Here is an 18527-nt window from a genome sequence, read left to right as displayed (position 1 = left end):
CGTCCGAGCATGTCTACTCGCCGGTAGCATCGGCGCCATGACTTCTGATTTTCCCGCGTACGCGCCGTCGGACGAGCACGAGTTGCTGCGGGGGACGGTGCGTGAGTTGGCCGATGCCAAGATCGCTCCTTTCGCGGCGGTGGTGGACGAGGAGTCGCGGTTCCCGGCCGAGGCGCTTGGGGCGCTGGTGGCGGCCGGGTTGCATGCGGTGCACGTGCCCGAAGCCTACGGCGGTGCGGGGGCGGACGCGCTGGCCACGGTGATCGTGATCGAGGAGGTGGCGCGTGCGTGCGCGTCGTCGTCGTTGATCCCGGCGGTGAACAAGCTGGGCACGGTGCCGGTCCTGTTGTCGGGGTCGGAGGAGTTGAAGCGGCGGTATCTGGGGCCGGTGGCGCGTGGTGAGGCGATGTTCTCCTATGCCCTGTCGGAGGCTGAGGCGGGGTCGGACGCGGCGGGGATGAAGACCCGCGCGGTGCGTGACGGTGATTCCTGGGTGCTGAACGGCACGAAGATGTGGATCACCAATGCGGGGGAGTCGGAGTATTACACGGTGATGGCCGTGACCGATCCGGGTGCGGGTGCGCGGGGGATTTCGGCGTTCGTGGTGGAGAAGGGCGATGCGGGTGTGTCGTTCGGGCCCAAGGAGCGCAAGCTCGGCATCAAGGGCTCCCCGACCCGCCAGGTGATCTTGGAGGATGTGCGGATCCCGGCCGATCGGATCATCGGGGCGGAGGGGACCGGGTTCAAGACGGCGCTGGCGACCTTGGACCATACCCGGATCACCATTGCCGCGCAGGCGCTGGGGATCGCGCAGGGGGCGTTGGATTTCGCGCTGGGGTATGTGAAGGAGCGCCGCCAGTTCGGCAAGCCGATCGCTGATTTCCAGGGTGTGCAGTTCATGCTGGCCGATATGGCGATGCGGTTGGAGGGTGCGCGGCAGCTGACCTATCACGCGGCGATCAAGTCCGAGCGGGCGATGCTGGGTGAGAGGGTTCGGGACCTGACGTTGGTGTCGTCGGCGTGCAAGGCGCTGGCCTCGGATGTGGCGATGGACGTCACGGTCGACGCGGTGCAGTTGCTGGGCGGGTTCGGGTATACGCGGGAGTTCCCGGTGGAGCGGATGATGCGCGACGCCAAGATCACCCAGATCTACGAGGGCACCAACCAGATCCAGCGCATGGTCATCGCCCGCCAACTCCTCAAGTAGCCGGGTCGCACAGTCGAAGGCCCCCACCCGTCGCGCGGGCAGGGACCTTCGGCGTTCAACCCTCGCGCTAGTCGCGCGAGATGGTGAGGATCACGCTGCCGTCCGGCGCCATGCGCGGGCGGAGCGTCACGCCGTTGTACGACGCGGCCGAGTTCGGCGACGAGGCGTCGATCGACGCGGTGTTCCTGGAGTTCCCGTTCTGGGCGGTGAAGGTCACCTGGTGACCGCGCACCCCGACATGGACCGGAGCCATCCCGTACTTCTTGTCGAACGCGATGCTCTGGCCGTCGCGGACCTGCACCTCGCAGTTGGCGTCCAGACAGGCCGCCAGGTTGGTGCCGTCCTTCGCGGGCGGCTGGGCGGCGGGCCGCCCCTGCTGCTGCTCGGACCCGGGCTGCGCGGCGTTCTGCTGCGCGGCCTGCTGGACGGCCTGCTGCGCGGCGGCCTGCTGTGCGGCAGGCTGCTGCTCGGCGCCGGGCTGCTGGTTGGCCGCGGCCTGCTGGTCCGCCGCGGGCTGCTGGTTGGCGGCCGCCTGCTGGTCGGCGGCGGGCTGCGCCGCCTCCTGGCCGGACTGCTGGCCGTTCTGCTGGCCGGGCTGCTGGTCGGCGGCGGGCTGGGCGGCCTGCTGGCCGTTCTGCTGCGCCGCCTGCTGCTGGTCCTGCGGGTTCTGCTGGTTCTGCTGGTCCTGCGGAGCGGCTTCCTGACCGGCGTCCGGGCTGGCCTGCTGCCCGTTCTGCTGTCCGGCCTGCGGGTCCTGCTGCGCGGCCTCCTGGCCCGGCTGCTGGCCCGCTTCCTGTCCGGTCTCCTGGCCGGGCTGCGCGGGCTGCTGCCCGGCTTCCTGGCCGTTCTGCTGGCTCTGCTGTCCCGTGTCCTGGCCGGGCTGCTGGCCCGCCTCCGGTGCGTCCGCCGCCGCCGGGTCCGAGCCCGGCGCGGCGCCGGGCGCGGACTCCGCGCCGGGCGGTGCGGGCGGCGGCTCCGCGAAGGCGGTGCCCCCCATGGAGGCGCTGATCGCCAGCGCCGCGGTGGTCGCGGTGAGCAGGCCGAGAATCCTTGTCGACATCCTTTGGACTCCTGACGAGTGATCTCTCTCTGTCACGGTCTTGCTACCCAGAGTAATCGATCAAGATTCAAGAGTCATGGAGGGGGGCCGTGTCGGAGGGTCAGGCGGGTGGGCGCTCGTCCACGAGCATCGTCTGCAGCGCCCGGCCGAACTCGCCGGAGGCGTCCGCGAGCGTCGCCTGGCACAGCGCGCTGCCGCCGGGGCTCGCGTCCAGCGAGGCGGCCATGCACAGCCACTCGCCGACCGGGTCGCGGTGCAGCGCGACCGTCACGTCCGTGTTGATGATCAGCCATTTGGCCAGGTCGAGCTGGCTGCCGACGCCGGACGCGCTGTCGGCCAGGGTGAGCGCCCGCACCAGCGGCGTGTCGGCCTCGCCCGCGACCAGCGGCACCCGCGGCCGCGCCCAGATCGTCCCCGGGCCCGGCCGGGTGAAGTGCCCCTCGACCGGACGCCACTCCATCGCGGCGACGTAGCCGCCGACGTGCAGGTCCGCCCAGTCGCCGAACGGGGGAGTCGAGCCGGGCAGCGGCGGCGGGCCGGGCGCGTGCACGACGGGCTCCAGCCGCTCCGGCGCGGCGAGGATCCGCCAGGCGGTGGCGCGGACGACCGTCCGCCCCTCGTGCCGGATCTCCCCTTCGAGGTGCGCGACCCGCCGACCGGGCCGGACGACGCGGACGGCGACGTCCAGCACCGCCACCGGGACCGGGCTCAGGATCTCGACCGTCACCCGCGCGATCCGCGTGCCGGGGACGGGGTCGTGCCGCTCGAACGCCCGTCCGACCAGGCCGGACACCGGTCCGCCGTGCTGCAGGCCGGGCGACCACGGGCCCGCCGTCGCCGGGGTGGAGGCGAACCGGCCGCCGCCGAGCGGCTCGTAGAACGCCGGGGCGGGCGGCGCGTCGTCGCTCATGGGGCTCCTTCCCGTCTAGAACGCCACTCTAGATCAGGCCGGAGCCGGGTCGGGTGGGTCGGCCGGGTCAGCCGCAGAGCTTCTGGGTGGCGGTGCCCGTCTCGATGCCCGGCTTCGGCGACTGCGTGCCGGTCGGGGAGCCGCCCTTGACCTCGACGCGGCGCGTGCCGTCCCAGTTCGCGCCGACCAGGACCTGGACGCGCGTCCCGAGCGAGGGGATCTCCTTCAGCCGGGCGCCCGGGATCGCGGCGGCCAGCGTCTTGGCGGAGTCGGCCTTGCCCGGCCCGTACTGGATCTGCGTCGTCTGGAGCCCCCGCCGCGCCACGCCCGGGACGACCGTCACCCCGAACCCGAGCCTGCGGAGCTGCCCGCCCGCCTTCGTCGCGAGGCCCGGCGTCCCGATCGCGTTCAGGACGCGGACGGAGATGTTCTCCGGCCGGACGGTGAGCTGGTCGCCGGGCTTCTCCGCCGGGTTCGTCGGTTTCGCGGACGGCTTCTCCGGCTCCTCCGCGACCGCCTGGTCGCGCCGGATCCGGGTGAACAGGTCGCGCGCCCTGCCCTCGTCCCACTGGACGACCGACTGCGCGGTCGGCGCGTTCCACATGACGACGTTCGCCCCCGGGTTCGACAGCGGGATCTTCGCGAACGTCAGGTTGTCGGTGGACAGGTTCTTCATCTGGTCGGCGAGCTTCGGCAGGTTGTCGGCGAGCTTCGGGTCGACGCGCAGCGACTTGAGCGCCGCGTTCAGGAACTTCGTCGACTTGACCGGGTCGCCGAGCGTCTTCGTCGACAGCGCCTGCTTCATCATCGACGCCATGAACTGCTGCTGCCGGTCGATGCGGCCGAGGTCGCTGCCGTCGGCCAGCGTGTAGCGGGCGCGGGAGTAGGCGAGCGCCTTCAGCCCGTCCACGTGCGACTTGCCCGGCGGGAGTTGGAGCCCGCTCTTCGGGTCGTTGACGGCCTGCTCGGTGCACACGTCCACGCCGCCGAGCGCGTCCACCATGCGGACGAAGCCGTAGAAGTTCACCTCGACGTAGTGGTCGATGGACACGCCCGTCGCCCGCTTGATCGTGTTGACCGTGAGGTCGGGCCCGCCGAACTGGTACGCCCACGTGAGCTTGCCGGGACGCGACGGGATCTGCGCCCCCTTCGCCCCCTCCGACCCGTTCGACTTGTGCGCCGGGATGGTGACGTAGGAGTCGCGCGGCAGGTTCACGATCGACACCTTGTCGTGGTCGCGCGACACGTGGACCAGCATCATCGTGTCGGACCGCTCGCCCGGCTGGTGCCCGAGCTTCGCCGCGCGCTGCTGCTCGCGCGTCAGCCCGTCGCGGCGGTCGACCCCGGCGACGAGGATCGTCATCGCGCCCTTCGGCGCGTCCTTGCCGCGGCCGAGGCCGTTCACCGACACCTTGTCGAGCATGCCGGTGACGTAGTTCTGGAACGCCCACGCCCCGCCCGAGGTGAGCAGGACGAACACCGACGCCGCCCCGGTCAGGGTGAGGAAGCGCTTCTGCCGCCGGGCGCTCATCGCGGCGCGCGGGCTCAGCCCCCGGCCGGGGCGGCGCGGCCCGCGCGGACCCTCCACCGGCACCCGCGGCGCGGGCATGCCCTCGATGGTCACGCCCTCGATGTCGTCGCCGTCGCCCGCCGGCGCCCGGCCGCCGGGACGCGGCCGGAAGTACCGCTCCAGCGGGTCGCCGTCCGGTGGGTCGGTCGCGCCGCGACCTGAGTCGTGCCCGTCTGCCATACCGGCCGCCCGCCTCCCGAAGACGTCGTCCTGCCGCGAGTCCACTCCACCTGCCTTCCGCGCAGGGTGCTCCCACCCTTTCAGGGCTGGGGTGAATGCGCGCTCCGGCTTAGCGTGGCAGGGACAGACGAATCGCCTTCAGGGCCATTCGCCGTCCCCCGCGGTGGTGAGGGCGGCCTCAAGTAGATCAGGATCTCAGAGTTGGGACCGCCAGTCATCTTCCGCCTGGGCGGCCAGGCGGGCGTGGATGTCTTCCGAGGTTTCCGAACCTCGCCAATATTACGCCGTGTGTCGTTACGATGACGGCGTGTCGCGATTCCGGTTGTACCCGACGCCCGCGCAGGCCCAGCGGATGCTGGAGCACTGCGCGCACGCCCGGTACGCCTGGAACCTCGCCGTCGAGCAGTACTCCCACTGGAGGCACGGCCGGAAGATGGCGCCGGGGTTCGCCGAGCAGTGCCGCCAGCTCACCGAGGCCAGGCGGGACAATGAGTGGCTGGCCTCCGGAAACGCCGATGTGCAGCAGCAGGCTTTGAAGGATTTCGCCAAGGCCAAGAACGCGAAGTTCACGGCCGGGTTCGGTGAGCCGACCTGGCGCAAGAACGAGTCTGCGGTGCAGTGCCTGCGGATGGATCGAGAAGAAGTCGCGCAAGAGCCAAGCCGACTTCGAATGCGTATCCTGCGGGTTCACCTGCAACGCCGACCACAACGCGAGCATCAACATCGCGGCAGGACAGGGCGGGACCCCGCCCCCGGCCACCGGCCGGTGCCGGAGGGGCGACAACGGCCACCCGCCGTCCGAGCGTCCGTGAACCACAACCCACACGGGTTGAAATCCCCCTCTCCCAAGAGGGGGAGGATGTCAATCTAAAGTGGGCGACACCCGTCCGTTCGCTACCTGGACCTCGTGTCCTTGCAGTAACGTGGCGCCGTCTTGACCACACCCCGGCGGCCCGCACGCAAACTGGGTGGCGTGGGCTGCGTCAGACAAGCGAGCACAGAGAGAGGAAGGGACGCTTCCCTCCGGTCTCCGGCGGGGGCGCGTCCGCGAGCCCAAATGAATCCGTCTCCCCATGCCCAGCGCGCCATGAAACAACAAACCCAGCAGACTCAGCGAGGCGAGCGGTCACGCGCCGACTCCGCCGAGACCGACACCCGCGAGACCGGCGCCGCCGAGCGCACCTGGCCCGCCGTGTCGGTGGTGATGCCGGTGCTGAACGAGCAGCGGCATCTGACCGAGGCCGTCCGCGGCATCCTCACCCAGGACTATCCCGGCGAGCTCGAACTGGTGCTCGCGATCGGGCCGTCCCGCGACCGGACCGAGGAGATCGCCCGCGGGCTCGCGGCCGAGGACCCGCGGGTCCTCGTCGTCGCCAACCCGACCGGGCGCACCCCGCAGGGCCTGAACATCGCGATCAAGGCGTCGCAGTACTCGATCATCGTCCGGGTGGACGGGCACTCGCTGCTCCCGGCGGACTACGTCCGCGCCGCCGTCGAGACGATGGAGGAGACCGGCGCCGACAACGTCGGCGGGATCATGGCGGCCGAGGGCGTCACCCCGTTCGAGAAGGCCGTCGCGCGGGCGATGACGTCCAAGATCGGCGTCGGCAACGCGCGGTTCCACACCGGCGGCGAGGCGGGCGAGGTCGAGACCGTCTACCTCGGGACGTTCCGGCGCAGCGCCCTCGACCGGGTCGGCGGCTACGACGAGACGTTCACCCGCGCCCAGGACTGGGAGATGAACCACCGCATCCGGCAGACCGGCGGGCGGATCTTCTTCACGCCGCGGATGCGGGTCACCTACCGTCCGCGGCCGAACCTGCGGGCGCTCGCCAAGCAGTACTTCCACACCGGGCGCTGGCGCCGCGTCGTCGGACGCGAGCACCAGGGCACCCTGAACCTCCGCTACCTCGCCCCGCCGATCGCCGTCGTCGCGATGACGGCGGGCGCGGTCGCCGGGGTGTTCGGGTTCTGGCCCGGCTGGATCGTGCCCGGCGGGTACGCGGCCGCGATGATCGTGGGCGCGGCGGTGGAGGGACGCGGGCTGCCGGTGTCCGCCTGGATCCGGCTGCCGCTGGTGTACGCGACCATGCATGTGACCTGGGGAATCGGGTTCCTGACCAGCCCGCCGAGGCTGGGCCAGCCGACCCCGATGAAACCGGGCGAGTCCGTCCACTAGCGGGCAAAATACAAGTCCACCCTCGAACCCTCGTGCCCTGCCGGACGTCTCAGGGTTAGGTTTGGGCGGGATCCTGCCCGGACCCCGGTTTGGAGGGTGTCGATGTCCAACGGAGCACGCCACGGGCTCGGCGTGGTGATCGGACTGGTCGTCACGCCGATCATCGCCGCCTGCATGACCTACGGCACGGTGCGGCTCGGGCAGTTCGCGCGGATCTTCGCCTACCAGGGCTCGGACCGCTGGATCGGCGGGGGGCTGATCCTGCTCGCGGCCGTCCTGATCGGCCTCGTGGCGGGGTCGCGGGTGTCGCCGCTCGCGTCGCTGATCCCCGGCTTCGTGTACACGGTCGTCGGGCTCCTGTGGGTCTTCGCGCCGCGCTGGGCGTTCCGGCACGCGGGCCGCGACTTCATCCCCTACCGGCTCGGCAACGGGTACCTGACGCTCTCCTCCCTCGGGGTGTTCCTGCTGCTCGGCGTCGCCTTGGTGGTGGCGTCCGTGGCGCCGTCGCGGTGGCAGGCGCGGACCGGCGTCGCGCGCGGCGCCGGGCCCCGGTTCGGCGGGCCGCCGCCCGCGCCGATGGGCCCGCCGATGCACCAGCAGCCCATGCACCAGCCGATGCACTCACCCATGCAGGCGCCGATGCAGGGGGCGCCGATGCAGCAGGCGCCGATGCACGGGGCTCCGCCGCAGTTGGGCGCGCCGCAGCCGCCGCCGGGGGCCGGGTCGCCGGGGGCGAGCACGCCGCCCTGGCAGGGCGTGCCGCAGTACGGTCAGCCGCCCGCCCAGCCCTCCGCGCCGCCTTCCACGCCGAACCCGCCGCCGCTGCCGTCCGCGTCGCCGCCGCCTCCGGCCGACGACAAGCCGCCCTCCGGCGGCCCGTCGGCGTCCGACGACGACGAGCCCGGCGAGTGGACGCGCATGTACGGCGGGAACCGCTAGGAGCCGGACGGTCCGAGCGCCGCGAGCACGCCGGGGACGTCGTTGACCACCATCGCGTCGAACCCGGCGGCCGCGTAGCGCGGCGCCGCCTCGGCGGCCGGGCACCAGACGACCGTCTCAAGGCCCGCCTTGTGCGCGACCTCCACGCAGTGCTCCAGCGGGCGCAGCCGCGTGTCGGGATGGTCGGTGCCGCACGAGCCGGTGTGCACGGCGACGGCGTCCAGCCCGAGACCGGCGGCGGCCGGGACGGCGTGCCACAGCGGGAACCGCAGCCACGTCAGCAGGCCCAGCGGGACGCCGGGCAGTTCGTCCCGCAGGAACACCAGCAGGGACGGGTCGAACGACGTCACGAGCAGCCTGCGCCGCCGCGCCTCCCGCCGCAGCACCGGGAGCAGGAGCGCGCCGGTGCGGCGGGACGGGTCGTCCACGGCGTCGTCCAGGACGGTCTTGACGTCGACGTCCACCGCGACGTCCGGGGGCAGCGCGTCGAAGACGTCGACCAGGCGCGGCAGCCCGCTGGCCGCCGCCGGGAGGTCGACCACGTGCGCGCCGTCCGGGACGGTCGGGTCGTGCCGCAGGACGAGGTCGTCGTCGGCGGTGCGCGTCACGTCGATCTCGACCCACGACAGGCCGCCCTCGACGGCCGCGAGCAGCGACGGCAGCGTGTTCTCCGCGACCGGCGCCGCCGCCCCCGGCGGGACGACGTCGCCCGAGCCGTGGCCGCGGTGCCCGATCAGCGTGGGCGTCCGGTCGAAGATCAAATGGGTTCCCCGGTGGCGAGATGCTCGGCGACGACCGCGTCGAGCGGCTGGGTGACCTTGAGGTTGCGCTCGCTGCCCGCGACGACGCGGATCGGGACGTCCGGCAGGTAGCGGTGCACGATCCCGCAGTCGTCGGTGGCGCGCAGCGCCGGGTCGGCGAGGGCCAGCTCGTACGCCTTGCGGACGGTGCCGAGCCGGAAGCCCTGCGGGGTCTGGAACCGGCTCATCGTCTCGCGCGGCGGCATGGACGCGACGAGGCCGTCCTCGACCACCACGATCGTGTCGGACGACGGCACGCCCACGGCGACGGCGTCGTGGTCGTCCAGCGCGGCGAGGACGCGGTCGATGACCGGCGCGTCCACGAACGGGCGGGCCGCGTCGTGGAACAGGACGCGGACGTCGCCCGGACGTCCGTCGAGCCGCCGCAGCGCCGCGACCGTGGACGCGGTCCGGGTGTCGCCGCCCTCGACGACCCCGGTCGTCTTGCGGAACGGCGCGGCGATCGCCGCCGCCTCCCGCAGGTGCCCGGCCGCCATCACGACCAGCACCTCGCCGATGCCGGGGTGCGCGTCGAACGCGTCGATCGCGCGCGCGAGGATCGGGCGGCCGCCCACCTCGACCAGCTGTTTGGGGCGTCCGGCGCCCATCCGCGCGCCGACCCCGCCCGCGAGCACCACCGCAACCGTCGTCGCCATCTCTCCTCGGTTTCCCCACGACTCCCGGTCACCGGATCGTTACGCTGTGCGCCTACAGACACTCCCCGACCGGCCGGAGGCATCCGATGGAGCAGGCGCCGCCGCGCGCTCGGCCGGTGCACCTCAACGTACCGGACCACCAGGCCGGAGACCCGGCGGACGGCCTTCTCGGCGGCTATGCGGCGCGCCCGTGCGCGCGGGTCGCGGCGGAGTGGGCCGCGCGGCGCGGGCTCGGCCCGGACGCCCTCGCGGCGACCTCGTTCGCCGCCGCCGGGCTCGCGGCGGTGTGGTTCTCCGCCGGGACGCGCGGCGGCCTGCTCACGGGCGGGCTGCTGCTGTGCGCGTCCGTCGTCCTCGGCGCCGCGCCAGGTGCGGGTCACGAAATTTTGGACGCGGGCAAGGAGCTCGCCGTCTACGCGGGCCTCGCGGCGGGCGGGGCCGCGTCGGGGGAGCACGTGTGGTGGGCGGCGACGGGGGCGGCCGCGCTGCTGTCCGTCCGGACGACGCTGGACGCGACGTCCCCGCCGCGTCCGTCCCGCCGGGGCGGCCTGGCGCGGCGGGCCGCGGCCACCCTGCGGCTGCCGGTCGCCGAGCGCTCCGCGCTGCTCGCGGCGGCCACCGCGGTCGCGGACGTGCGGACGGCGTTCACCCTGCTCACCGCATGGGGAACGGTCGTCGCGCTGGGCACTCTCGCGGTGCGCGCGCTGACCGTCCCGGCGCACGCCGCCGCCGTGCGCGCGCACCGCGACGACGGGCCCGCGTCCCTGATGCTGGGCCTCGCGGCGCGGGGACGGCTCGCGCCGCTGCCCGGCGCCGTCCTCGCCGCCGCCGCGACCGGCGTCCTGCTCGCCGCGCGCCCGGACGGCGGCCCGGCCCCCGCCCTCTTCGCTCCCGCCGTCGCGCTGATGCTCGTCGGACCCTCCGCCGCGCACCCGCACGACGGACGTCTGGACCGGCTCGTACCGCCCATAACGCGCGGGATCGAGTATGGTTACCTCGCCGTACTGGGGTTCGCGCAGGCCGTCCCGGCACCGCTCGTGTACGTGTCGATCACGGTCCTGGCGCTGCACCACCACGACATCGTGCGTCGCGTCCGCCGGGGGCGCCCGCCGCAGGAGTGGGTCCCGCGCGCCGGGCTCGGCTGGGAGGGCCGGCTGCTGGTCGCGGCCGTCGCAGCCCTCGCCGGTCCGCTCACGTTCGCGTACGCCGCGCTGGCCGCCTACCTTGGCGTCCTGTTCGGCGGCGAGGCCGCGGTCGCGTGGACGCGGAGCAGGCGGACGCGGTGCGGGTCAACGCGGACCAGGCGGCACGACGACGGCGTGACGGTCGACCGAGAGGAAGAGAGAGCATGATCGGCATGGTGCTGGCGGCGGGCGCGGGCCGGAGGCTGCGGCCCTACACCGACACGCTGCCCAAGGCCCTTGTCCCGGTGGACGGTGAGACCACCATCCTGGACATCGCGCTCGGCAACCTCGCTGAGGTCGGCCTTACCGACGTCGTCATCGTCGTCGGTTACCGCGCGAACGCGGTGGAGGAACGCAAGGCCGCCCTTGAGGAGCGGTACGGCGTGTCCATCACGCTCGTGCACAATGACAAAGCCGAGGAGTGGAACAACGCCTACTCCATGTGGCTGGCTCGGGAGCACTTCTCCAAGGGCGTCCTCATGGTCAACGGCGACACGGTCCATCCCGTGAGCGTCGAGAAGACGCTACTCGCGAGCCGCGGACCTGACATCCTCCTCGCCGTGGACGATGTGAAAACTCTCGCCGACGAGGAGATGAAGATCACCCTCGACGAGGCGGGCCGCCTGCGGACCATCACGAAGCTGATGGACCCCTCCACCGCGAACGGCGAGTACATCGGCGCCACGCTCATCGAGCCCGCCGCCGCCGAGCCGCTGGCCGACGCACTCAAGGCCACCTGGGAGCGCGACCCCGACCTCTACTACGAGGACGGCTACCAGGAGCTCGTGAACCGGGGCGGCCGCATCGGCGTCGCGCCGATCGGCGACGTCGAGTGGGTCGAGGTCGACAACCACGACGACCTGGAGAAGGCCCGCCGGATCGCCAAGGGCTACTGACCGACCGGAAGCGCGCGACCCCGAGCGAGGAGGCCCATGCCCCTGCTGACGCGGATGCTGAACGCGCCGCTCTCCATCGACGTGCGGCGCGGCGCCGTCGCCGCCCTCGGCGACCTGCTCGCCGACAAGCGGATCGCCACCGAGGGGCGGGTCGCGATCGCGGTCGGCCGCGGGCAGGGCGACCAGATCGCCGAGCACGTCCGGCCGTCCCTCGCCGAATGCGACGTGTTCCAGGTCGACGGCGGCACCGTGGACGCGGCCGTCGACCTCGGCACGAAGCTGCGCGGCGGATCGTACGAGGCCGTCGTCGGGATCGGCGGCGGCCGGACGATCGACGCCACCAAGTACGCGGCCACGCTGTCCGGCATCCCCATGGTGTCGGTCGCGACGAACCTCTCGCACGACGGCATCTGCTCGCCGGTCGCGTCGCTCGTCCACGACAAGGGCAAGGGCTCGTTCGGCGTGGTGATGCCGCTGGCGATGGTCGTCGACCTCGACTACGTGCACGCCGCGCCGCCCCGGCTCGTCCGCGCCGGGATCGGGGACGTGGTCAGCAACTTCTCCGCCGTGGACGACTGGCTGCTCGCCGCCGAGGAGTGCGGCGAGCGCGTCGACCGGATGGCGCTCACCGTGGCGCGCACCGCGGCGGAGGCGCTGCTGCACCAGCCCGGCTCGATCGACTCGGACCGGTTCCTCACCGTCCTCGCGGAGGGGCTCGTCCTGTCCGGGATGGCGATGTCGTTCGCGGGCGACTCCCGTCCGGCGAGCGGCGGCGACCACGAGATCCTGCACGCCATCGACCAGCTCTACCCGGACGCCGCGAACCACGGCGAGCTGGCCGGGCTCGGCGCCGCGTTCTGCTACCACCTGCGCGCCACCCACCTCGGGCAGGGCGCCGAGCGGCTCGCCGAGATCCTCGCCTGCCTCGGTCGGCACGGCCTGCCCCGCTTCCCGGCCGACATCGGGCTCTCGACCGACCAGTTCGCGGACGCCGTGCTGTTCGCCCCCCGGACCCGGCCCGGCCGCTTTACGATCTTGGAATACCTCGGCCTCGACAAGGGCGCGACCCTCAAGGCGGTGGAAGAGTATGTCCAGGCCCATGGAGGCTGAGAGCCCCGGGCGGAGCGGCTCCCCGGAACCCCCCGGCGAGGCCCCCGGTGACGACCGGCCGCACCGCAAGGGCGCGTCCGTCGCCGACATCCGCCGGTACGGGCAGCCGCCCGGCCTGAAGGACCGGCGGAACGAGGAGCACTGGGCCGGGCGCCTCTACATGCGCGACCTGTCCCCGTACTTCGCGTGGATCGCGCTGCGCCTCGGGTTCAGCCCCAACCAGCTCACCTACCTGATGATGGCGAGCGGCGTCGTGGCGGGGCTCGTGGTGTCGCTGCCGGTCGACCCGCTGTGGACGGCGATCGGCGGCGCCGTGCTGATCCAGGTGTACCTGCTGCTCGACTGCGTGGACGGCGAGGTCGCCCGCTACCTGCGCCGGACGTCGGTCGCCGGGGTGTTCCTCGACCGGATCGGCCACTACCTGTCCGAGGTGTCGCTGCTCGTCGGGCTCGGGTTCATGGCGCAGGGCGGCTGGCGCAACGGCGGCTGGGCCGAGCTCGGCCTCGTCGCCGCGCTCGGCGCCGCGCTGATCAAGGCCGAGACCGACAACGTCGTCGTCGCGCGGGCGAAGTCGGGCCTGCCCGCCGACCCGTCCGGCGGCGACCGGGCGCTGCGGCCCCGCTCCACCGGCATCGCGCTGGCCCGGCAGGCGGCGTCCATGCTGCGCTTCCACCGGATCATCGGCGCGGTCGAGCTGTCGCTGCTGATCGTCGCCGCCGCCGCGATCGACGCGCTGACCGGTGCGGACGACCCGGTCGCGGTCCGGGTGCTGATGGTCGCCGTCGCGGCGGTCGCCGTCGTGCAGACGCTGCTGCACCTGGTCAGCATCCTCGCCTCGCGGAGGCTGAAGTGAAGCTGAGCGTGGTCGTGCTCACCATGGGCAACCGTCCGGACGAGCTGGCCCGCGCCGTCCGGAGCGCCCTGGAGCAGGAGCACGTGGAGGTCGAGGTCGTCCTCGTCGGCAACGGCGCCGACCCCGTCGGCGACCGCGCGGACGCGGCGCCGTTCGACGACGAGCGCGTCAAGACCCTGTCCCTGCCGAAGAACGTCGGCATCCCGGCCGGACGCAACCGCGGCGTGGCGGCGTCCTGCGGCGACGTGATCCTGTTCCTGGACGACGACGGCTGGTACCGCTCCACCCGGCTCGGCGCCCACCTGCGCGACCGGTTCTCCGCCGAGCCCGACCTCGGCGCCGTGTCGTTCCGCGTCCGCGACCCCGAGGGCGGGCGCGGCGAGCGCAGGCACGTTCCGAGGCTGCGCGCCGGCGACCCGGAGCGCTCGTCGCCGGTCACCACCTTCCTCGGCGGCGCGTGCGCGATCCGGCGCGCCGCCTACGAGGAGGGCGGCGGCCTCCCCGAGGACTTCTTCTACGCCCACGAGGAGACCGACCTCGCCTGGCAGATCCTCAACGCGGGCTACCGCATCGTGTACGACGCCTCGGCGGTGATGTTCCACCCGTCCGTGCTGCCGACGCGGCACGACATGTTCTACCGCTACAACGCGCGCAACCGCGTGTGGCTCGCGCGCCGCAACCTGCCCTGGCCGCTCGCCTTCACTTACCTGACGGTGTGGATCGGCATGACGGTCCTGCGGGAACGCCGTCCGAGCGCGCTCAAGCCGTGGTTCAAGGGCTTCCTGGAAGGCTGGCGCAAGCCGGCGGGCCCGCGCCGTCCGATCTCCTACGGAACCGCCTGGCGCATGACGAGAACAGGCCGCCCACCCATCATCTAGTCGGCCTGGGTGAGCACGGCGAAGATGAGGCGGGTCAGTTCGGCGGTGACGTCGTTCAGGGGGATGTCCTGGTCGCGGGCGGACCAGTGGTGGACGAGGTTGTTCACCGCGCCGATCACGGCGATCATGGTGAGGCGGTAGTCGCGGTCGACCGCCTCGCCCCGGTCGACGGCCTCGCGGGTCATCGCGAGGAGGGCGTCCTCCCACCGGCCGCGCCAGGTCTGGCGGTGCCGTTCGAGCCCGGCGCTCACCCCGATGACCTCGACGAACGCGATGCGCGCCCAGCGCGGGTCGCTGGCGGTGACGGTGATGAACGCGCGGACGGCGTGCTCCACCCGCGTCGCGAGGTCGGAGCCCGCCGCGTCGGCGTACGCGCCGGTCAGGGCCTCGGCGGCGCGCTCGTTGATGTCGCGGTGCAGCGCCGTGAGCAGCTCCTCGCGACCGGAGAACTCCTCGTAGAAGTTGCGGGTGGACACGCTCGCCGTCGCGCACAGCCGTTCGATGGACGTGGCGGCGTAGCCGCGGGTGCCGAACAGTTCCAGGCCGGCGGCCAGCAGGCGCTCCCGCCGCTCGGCACGGCGCTCCTCGGCCGAACGGCCGCCGTAGCTGCGCCTGGGCGCGGGATTCCGGCCGCTCATCGATCTCCGTCCGTCAAAAGGGACGATGTCCGTTAACGGGACGACGTCAGAGTAACCCGGCCGGACGGGATCTCATCCCCCGGCTCGGGCCGCCGTCCGCAGCCGAGCGGAGGCGTCCCCGGTGACGGGCTCGCCGTGGCCGAAGCAGGCGATGTCGGCGTCCAGCGCGGCGAGCCGGACGAACGTCTCCGCCGCGAGCGGAGGATCGCAGTTGAAGACGCCGAGGATGACCCGGCCGTCCTCCAGCCGGGCGACGGTGTCGCCGGTGAACAGGACGCGCTCGTCCGGGACGTGGACCGCGACACTGCCCGGCGTGTGGCCGGGCGCGGCCACCGCGACGGCGTGCGTGCCGCCGCCGAGGTCGATCAGGTCGCCGTCGTCCAGTTCGCGGTCGACGCGGACGGGCTCCGGCTGAGGCGTCCCGGCGAGGCCCGCCTGCACCTGGTCGAAGATGGGACGCTCCCAGTCGAGCAGCTTCGGCGGCGGGCCCGGCTCGTCGCCGCGGATGAACGGGGCGTCCGCGCGGTGCGCGAGGACCTCGACGTCGCCCCAGGCGGCGACGGCGGCGGCGGAGCCGACGTGGTCCTCGTGGAAGTGGGTGAGGACGAGCCGCCGCACCTCGGACGTGTCGCGTCCGAGGCCGCGGACGGCGTTCGCGATGTCCGGGGCGGAGCCGGGGAGGCCGCTGTCGATCAGGGTCAGTCCGTCCGGGGTGTCCCAGAGGTAGGCGTGGCCGACGGCGAAGCGGAGGTGGTGGAGGCGCGGGTGCAGCTTGGTGACGTCCATGAGGCGACGGTAGGGACGGGCTTCCCGCCGTCCCAGACAAATCTGCCGTCGGCGGATCCGCTGAGGGCGTAGCTCAGTTCCTGCTCAGTCCTCCAGGAGGGTGCCGCTCCACTTCGGGTCGGCGGTGAGGACGGTCAGCCGCTGCGTCGCCCGCGACACCGCCACGTACAGCACGCGCAGCCCGCGCGGCGACTGCGCGGCCACCGTCTCCGGCGCGACGATCACGGCCGCGTCGAACTCCAGGCCCTTCGCCTCCAGGACGTTCAGCACCTGCACGCGCTCCGGCAGCCCGGCGCCGATCCGGGCGAGGGCGGCCTGCGTCCACGCGGCGCCGGGCTCGGCGGGCGCGGGCGCGTCGAACAGGCTCGGCTGCCCGCCCGACTCCTCGGGCGGCAGCGGGACGATCACCCCGATCGTGCCCTCCACCTGCCCGACCAGCTCCTCGGCCGCCGCCCGCGCCGCGTCCGCGAGGTCGCGCTCGGGGACGACCCGGACGACCGGCTCGATGCCCGACGTCCGGACGGCCCGCGCCGGGCGCGCCTCGGGCAGCGCCAGCGCCAGCACCCGCGCGGACACGGCCGCGATCTCCGTCGAGTTGCGGTAGTTCGTCGTCAGCTCGTAGTCGTGCCGGGCGCGGGGGGCCGGCTTGGCCGGCCTGCGCCCGCCGCCGCGCCGCCGCCGGGACTTCGACGACGGGCGCTCCCCGCCGAGTGCCGCCTCCATCGCCCGGCGGGCGGCGGCGAGGTCCTCCCAGGCGCTCTGGGCCGGGTCCTCGACGATCGTCCAGCTGGCCTGGCGGCCCCGGCGGCCGAGCATCCGCCACTGCATGGGGGAGAGGTCCTGCGCCTCGTCGACGACGATGTGCGCGTACTCGGGACGCTCCTCGACCACGCCGTCGTCCACCCGCCGGGACCGTTCGAGCCGCTCCATGGACGTGGTGAGCTCCTGCATCTCGGGCTCCCACGTGTCGTCGGCGACCTCCTCGCCGGTGATGATGTTGACGCCGTCCACGACGAACGGGTCGTCCTCGGCGGCGGCGCGGCGGCGCGCGGACGGCCGCGGCGGCGACCCGAGCAGCGCGTCGAGCTCGTCGAGGAGGGCGACGTCCTGGTAGCTGAGCGGGGCGTCCGCGGCCCAGGACGCGGCGAGCGCGTCGACGTCGGCGCGGTCGAGGTCGCGGCCGGCGGCGCGGCGCAGCCGGGCCGGGTCGGCGAGCGAGCGCAGCACGTCCAGCGGGCGGCGCAGCGGCCACCAGGCGACCAGGAAGTCGGTGAACGCGCGCTGCTCGCGGACGCGGGCGTCGAACTGCTCGCGCTTCGGGTCGCCGCCCCCGCCGCCGGTGCGCGTCGGCTCCTCGTCGAGCGCGGCGAGGCCGTCGGCGGCGAGGATCGCGTTCCACAGGCCCGCCTCGGCGCCCTCCGCCGCCTCGGCCGCCTCCGGGCCGCCGACGTCGGTGAAGCGCCGCCAGAGGGCGTCCAGGAGCATCGTGGCGGCCCGGCCGCGGGCGGCGTTGACGCTGCCCCGGCTCCGCCGGTGGACCTCGTTCCTGATCCGGTCGAGGCGGGGCCGGTCGAGCCGGACGACGACGCCCTTGAACACGACGCGCAGCTCGTCCGGCGCGCCCGGCGCGTGGTCGGCCACGGCGCGCCGCAGCACCGTCGCCATCGCCTCCGCGCCCTTGGCGCGGGCGAGCCGCGGCGGGTCGTGGACGGCCGCCGTCGCGCCCTCCACCAGGTCGCCGAGCGAGCGCAGCGCCGCCGAGCCCTCGCCGAGGGACGGCAGCACCCGCTCGATGTAGGCGGTGAAGCGCGGGTTCGGGCCGACGACCAGCACGCCCCGCGAGCCGAACCGGCGGCGGTGCCGGAACAGCAGGTAGGCGACGCGGTGCAGCGCCACGGCCGTCTTGCCGGTGCCGGGCGCGCCGCGGACGAGGACCGTCCCGTCGACGGGGGCGCGGATCACCTCGTCCTGCTCGCGCTGGATCGTCGCGACGATGTCGCGCATCGCGCCCTCGCGGGCGCGGGCGAGGGAGGCGAGGAACGCGCCGTCGCCGACGATCGTCATGCCGTCGGCGGCGTCCGGGTCGAGGAGGTCGTCCTCCAGGTCGACGACGGTGTGCCCGCGCGAGTGCAGGACGCGGCGGCGGACGACGCCGCGCGGGTCCTCCGGGGTGGCGCGGTAGAAGTCCTCGGCGGCGGGCGCCCGCCAGTCGATCACGAGCGAGTCGTGCTCGCTGGTGCGCACGCCGATCCGGCCGATGTAGCGGGTCTCGCCGGTCCCGAGTTCGCCGGGCGCGAGGTCGAGGCGGCCGAACACGAGGCCGTCGTCGGCGACGTCCAGCGCCTGGGCGCGCAGCGCCGCCTGGTGGACCATGGCGTCCCGGTCGACCAGGGAGCCCTTGGTGCCGGCGAGCGACTGCCGGTAGCCCTCGCGGATCATGGCCTGGGCGTCCGCGCGCATCTCCTCGAGCCGGGCGTAGGCCGTGTCGACGTAGCGCTGCTCGGCGGCGATCTCGCGATCCTTCACCGTGCCGCCTGGACCGGTCGGCCGACCGTTGACCTGGGACGACATGCAGGCTGCTCCTCGCGCGTGTGCGTGGCCGGAGAACGTCCCCGGCACCCCGAAGGGGCGAAGGAGACAGCTTATTCGGTCCGCCTGACGTTCACGGCGGCGCCGACGTC

The 18527-nt window shown here is 73.5% G+C and carries 17 protein-coding genes; 9 read left to right on the top strand and 8 right to left on the bottom strand.

The window, feature by feature from the left end:
• Positions 1-37 precede the first annotated feature (37 nt).
• Complete coding sequence (locus tag FXF65_RS34415; RefSeq protein ID WP_148354252.1) at positions 38-1207, top strand: acyl-CoA dehydrogenase family protein; 1170 nt, start codon at positions 38-40, stop codon at positions 1205-1207.
• 67 nt (positions 1208-1274) lie between these two features.
• Here FXF65_RS34415 and FXF65_RS34410 read toward each other — a convergent pair whose 3' ends face one another.
• The 3 genes from FXF65_RS34410 to FXF65_RS34400 form a co-directional block, all read right to left on the bottom strand.
• Positions 1275-2267 (bottom strand): hypothetical protein, encoded by a 993-nt coding sequence (locus FXF65_RS34410; RefSeq protein WP_148354251.1) that lies wholly within the window; start codon positions 2265-2267, stop codon positions 1275-1277.
• A gap of 100 nt (positions 2268-2367) precedes the next feature.
• A complete protein-coding gene (locus FXF65_RS34405) occupies positions 2368-3177 on the bottom strand; it encodes a thioesterase family protein (RefSeq protein ID WP_148354250.1) in 810 nt (269 codons plus the stop codon).
• 67 nt (positions 3178-3244) lie between these two features.
• A complete protein-coding gene (locus FXF65_RS34400; RefSeq protein WP_246199302.1) occupies positions 3245-4972 on the bottom strand; it encodes an LCP family protein in 1728 nt (575 codons plus the stop codon).
• Positions 4973-5234: 262 nt separating this feature from the next.
• Here FXF65_RS34400 and FXF65_RS46330 point away from each other — a divergent pair, with 262 nt between their 5' ends.
• The 3 genes from FXF65_RS46330 (at position 5235) to FXF65_RS44120 (ending at position 8045) form a co-directional block, all read left to right on the top strand.
• Positions 5235-5798: a helix-turn-helix domain-containing protein gene (locus FXF65_RS46330; RefSeq protein ID WP_222868880.1), complete on the top strand. Its 564-nt coding sequence runs from the start codon at positions 5235-5237 to the stop codon at positions 5796-5798.
• A gap of 216 nt (positions 5799-6014) precedes the next feature.
• Positions 6015-7106 carry a glycosyltransferase family 2 protein gene (locus FXF65_RS34390; RefSeq protein WP_148354249.1) on the top strand — a complete coding sequence of 364 codons (1092 nt, stop codon included), beginning with the start codon at positions 6015-6017 and terminating at the stop codon, positions 7104-7106.
• Between the two features lie 102 nt (positions 7107-7208).
• A complete protein-coding gene (locus tag FXF65_RS44120) occupies positions 7209-8045 on the top strand; it encodes a hypothetical protein (RefSeq protein WP_187412659.1) in 837 nt (278 codons plus the stop codon).
• Here FXF65_RS44120 and FXF65_RS34370 read toward each other — a convergent pair.
• Together FXF65_RS34370 and ispD are read right to left on the bottom strand one after the other, a co-directional pair.
• Positions 8042-8806, bottom strand: coding sequence for a glycerophosphodiester phosphodiesterase (locus tag FXF65_RS34370; RefSeq protein ID WP_148354245.1), 765 nt, complete (start codon positions 8804-8806; stop codon positions 8042-8044). The two genes, FXF65_RS44120 and FXF65_RS34370, sit on opposite strands and share 4 nt — an antisense overlap.
• Positions 8803-9501: a 2-C-methyl-D-erythritol 4-phosphate cytidylyltransferase gene (gene ispD / locus FXF65_RS34365; RefSeq protein ID WP_148354244.1), complete on the bottom strand. Its 699-nt coding sequence runs from the start codon at positions 9499-9501 to the stop codon at positions 8803-8805. The genes FXF65_RS34370 and ispD overlap by 4 nt, the downstream gene beginning before the upstream one ends.
• An 86-nt stretch (positions 9502-9587) precedes the next feature.
• On the opposite strand from ispD, the gene FXF65_RS44115 reads away from it, so the two are divergent.
• The 5 genes from FXF65_RS44115 to FXF65_RS34340 are packed head-to-tail and all read left to right on the top strand — an operon-like array spanning position 9588 to position 14422.
• The gene (locus tag FXF65_RS44115) at positions 9588-10853 is read left to right on the top strand and encodes a DUF5941 domain-containing protein (protein WP_187412658.1); all 1266 of its coding nucleotides are present in this window, start codon (positions 9588-9590) and stop codon (positions 10851-10853) included.
• Entirely contained in the window at positions 10850-11581 is a 732-nt protein-coding gene (locus FXF65_RS34355; protein WP_148354243.1) for a phosphocholine cytidylyltransferase family protein, read from the top strand. Before FXF65_RS44115 ends, FXF65_RS34355 begins: the two co-directional genes overlap by 4 nt.
• A gap of 54 nt (positions 11582-11635) precedes the next feature.
• Positions 11636-12691 carry an iron-containing alcohol dehydrogenase family protein gene (locus tag FXF65_RS34350; RefSeq protein ID WP_187412675.1) on the top strand — a complete coding sequence of 352 codons (1056 nt, stop codon included), beginning with the start codon at positions 11636-11638 and terminating at the stop codon, positions 12689-12691.
• Positions 12681-13544 (top strand): CDP-alcohol phosphatidyltransferase family protein, encoded by an 864-nt coding sequence (locus FXF65_RS34345; protein ID WP_148354241.1) that lies wholly within the window; start codon positions 12681-12683, stop codon positions 13542-13544. The genes FXF65_RS34350 and FXF65_RS34345 overlap by 11 nt, the downstream gene beginning before the upstream one ends.
• 23 nt (positions 13545-13567) lie before the next feature.
• Positions 13568-14422, top strand: coding sequence for a glycosyltransferase family 2 protein (locus FXF65_RS34340; RefSeq protein WP_148354444.1), 855 nt, complete (start codon positions 13568-13570; stop codon positions 14420-14422).
• Here FXF65_RS34340 and FXF65_RS34335 read toward each other — a convergent pair.
• From FXF65_RS34335 to FXF65_RS34325, 3 genes are all read right to left on the bottom strand, one after another.
• On the bottom strand, positions 14419-15060 hold the full coding sequence (locus tag FXF65_RS34335; RefSeq protein WP_148354240.1) for a TetR/AcrR family transcriptional regulator: 642 nt from the start codon (positions 15058-15060) through the stop codon (positions 14419-14421). The two genes, FXF65_RS34340 and FXF65_RS34335, sit on opposite strands and share 4 nt — an antisense overlap.
• Positions 15061-15132: 72 nt before the next feature.
• On the bottom strand, positions 15133-15846 hold the full coding sequence (locus FXF65_RS34330; RefSeq protein WP_148354239.1) for an MBL fold metallo-hydrolase: 714 nt from the start codon (positions 15844-15846) through the stop codon (positions 15133-15135).
• Positions 15847-15930: 84 nt separating this feature from the next.
• Positions 15931-18417: a HelD family protein gene (locus FXF65_RS34325; protein ID WP_148354238.1), complete on the bottom strand. Its 2487-nt coding sequence runs from the start codon at positions 18415-18417 to the stop codon at positions 15931-15933.
• Between the last annotated feature and the right edge of the window lie 110 nt (positions 18418-18527).

Source organism: Actinomadura syzygii (assembly GCF_008085905.1).
GTDB classification, from domain to species: Bacteria; Actinomycetota; Actinomycetes; order Streptosporangiales; family Streptosporangiaceae; genus Spirillospora; species Spirillospora syzygii.
This window is presented reverse-complemented; position numbering and strand designations above follow the sequence as displayed.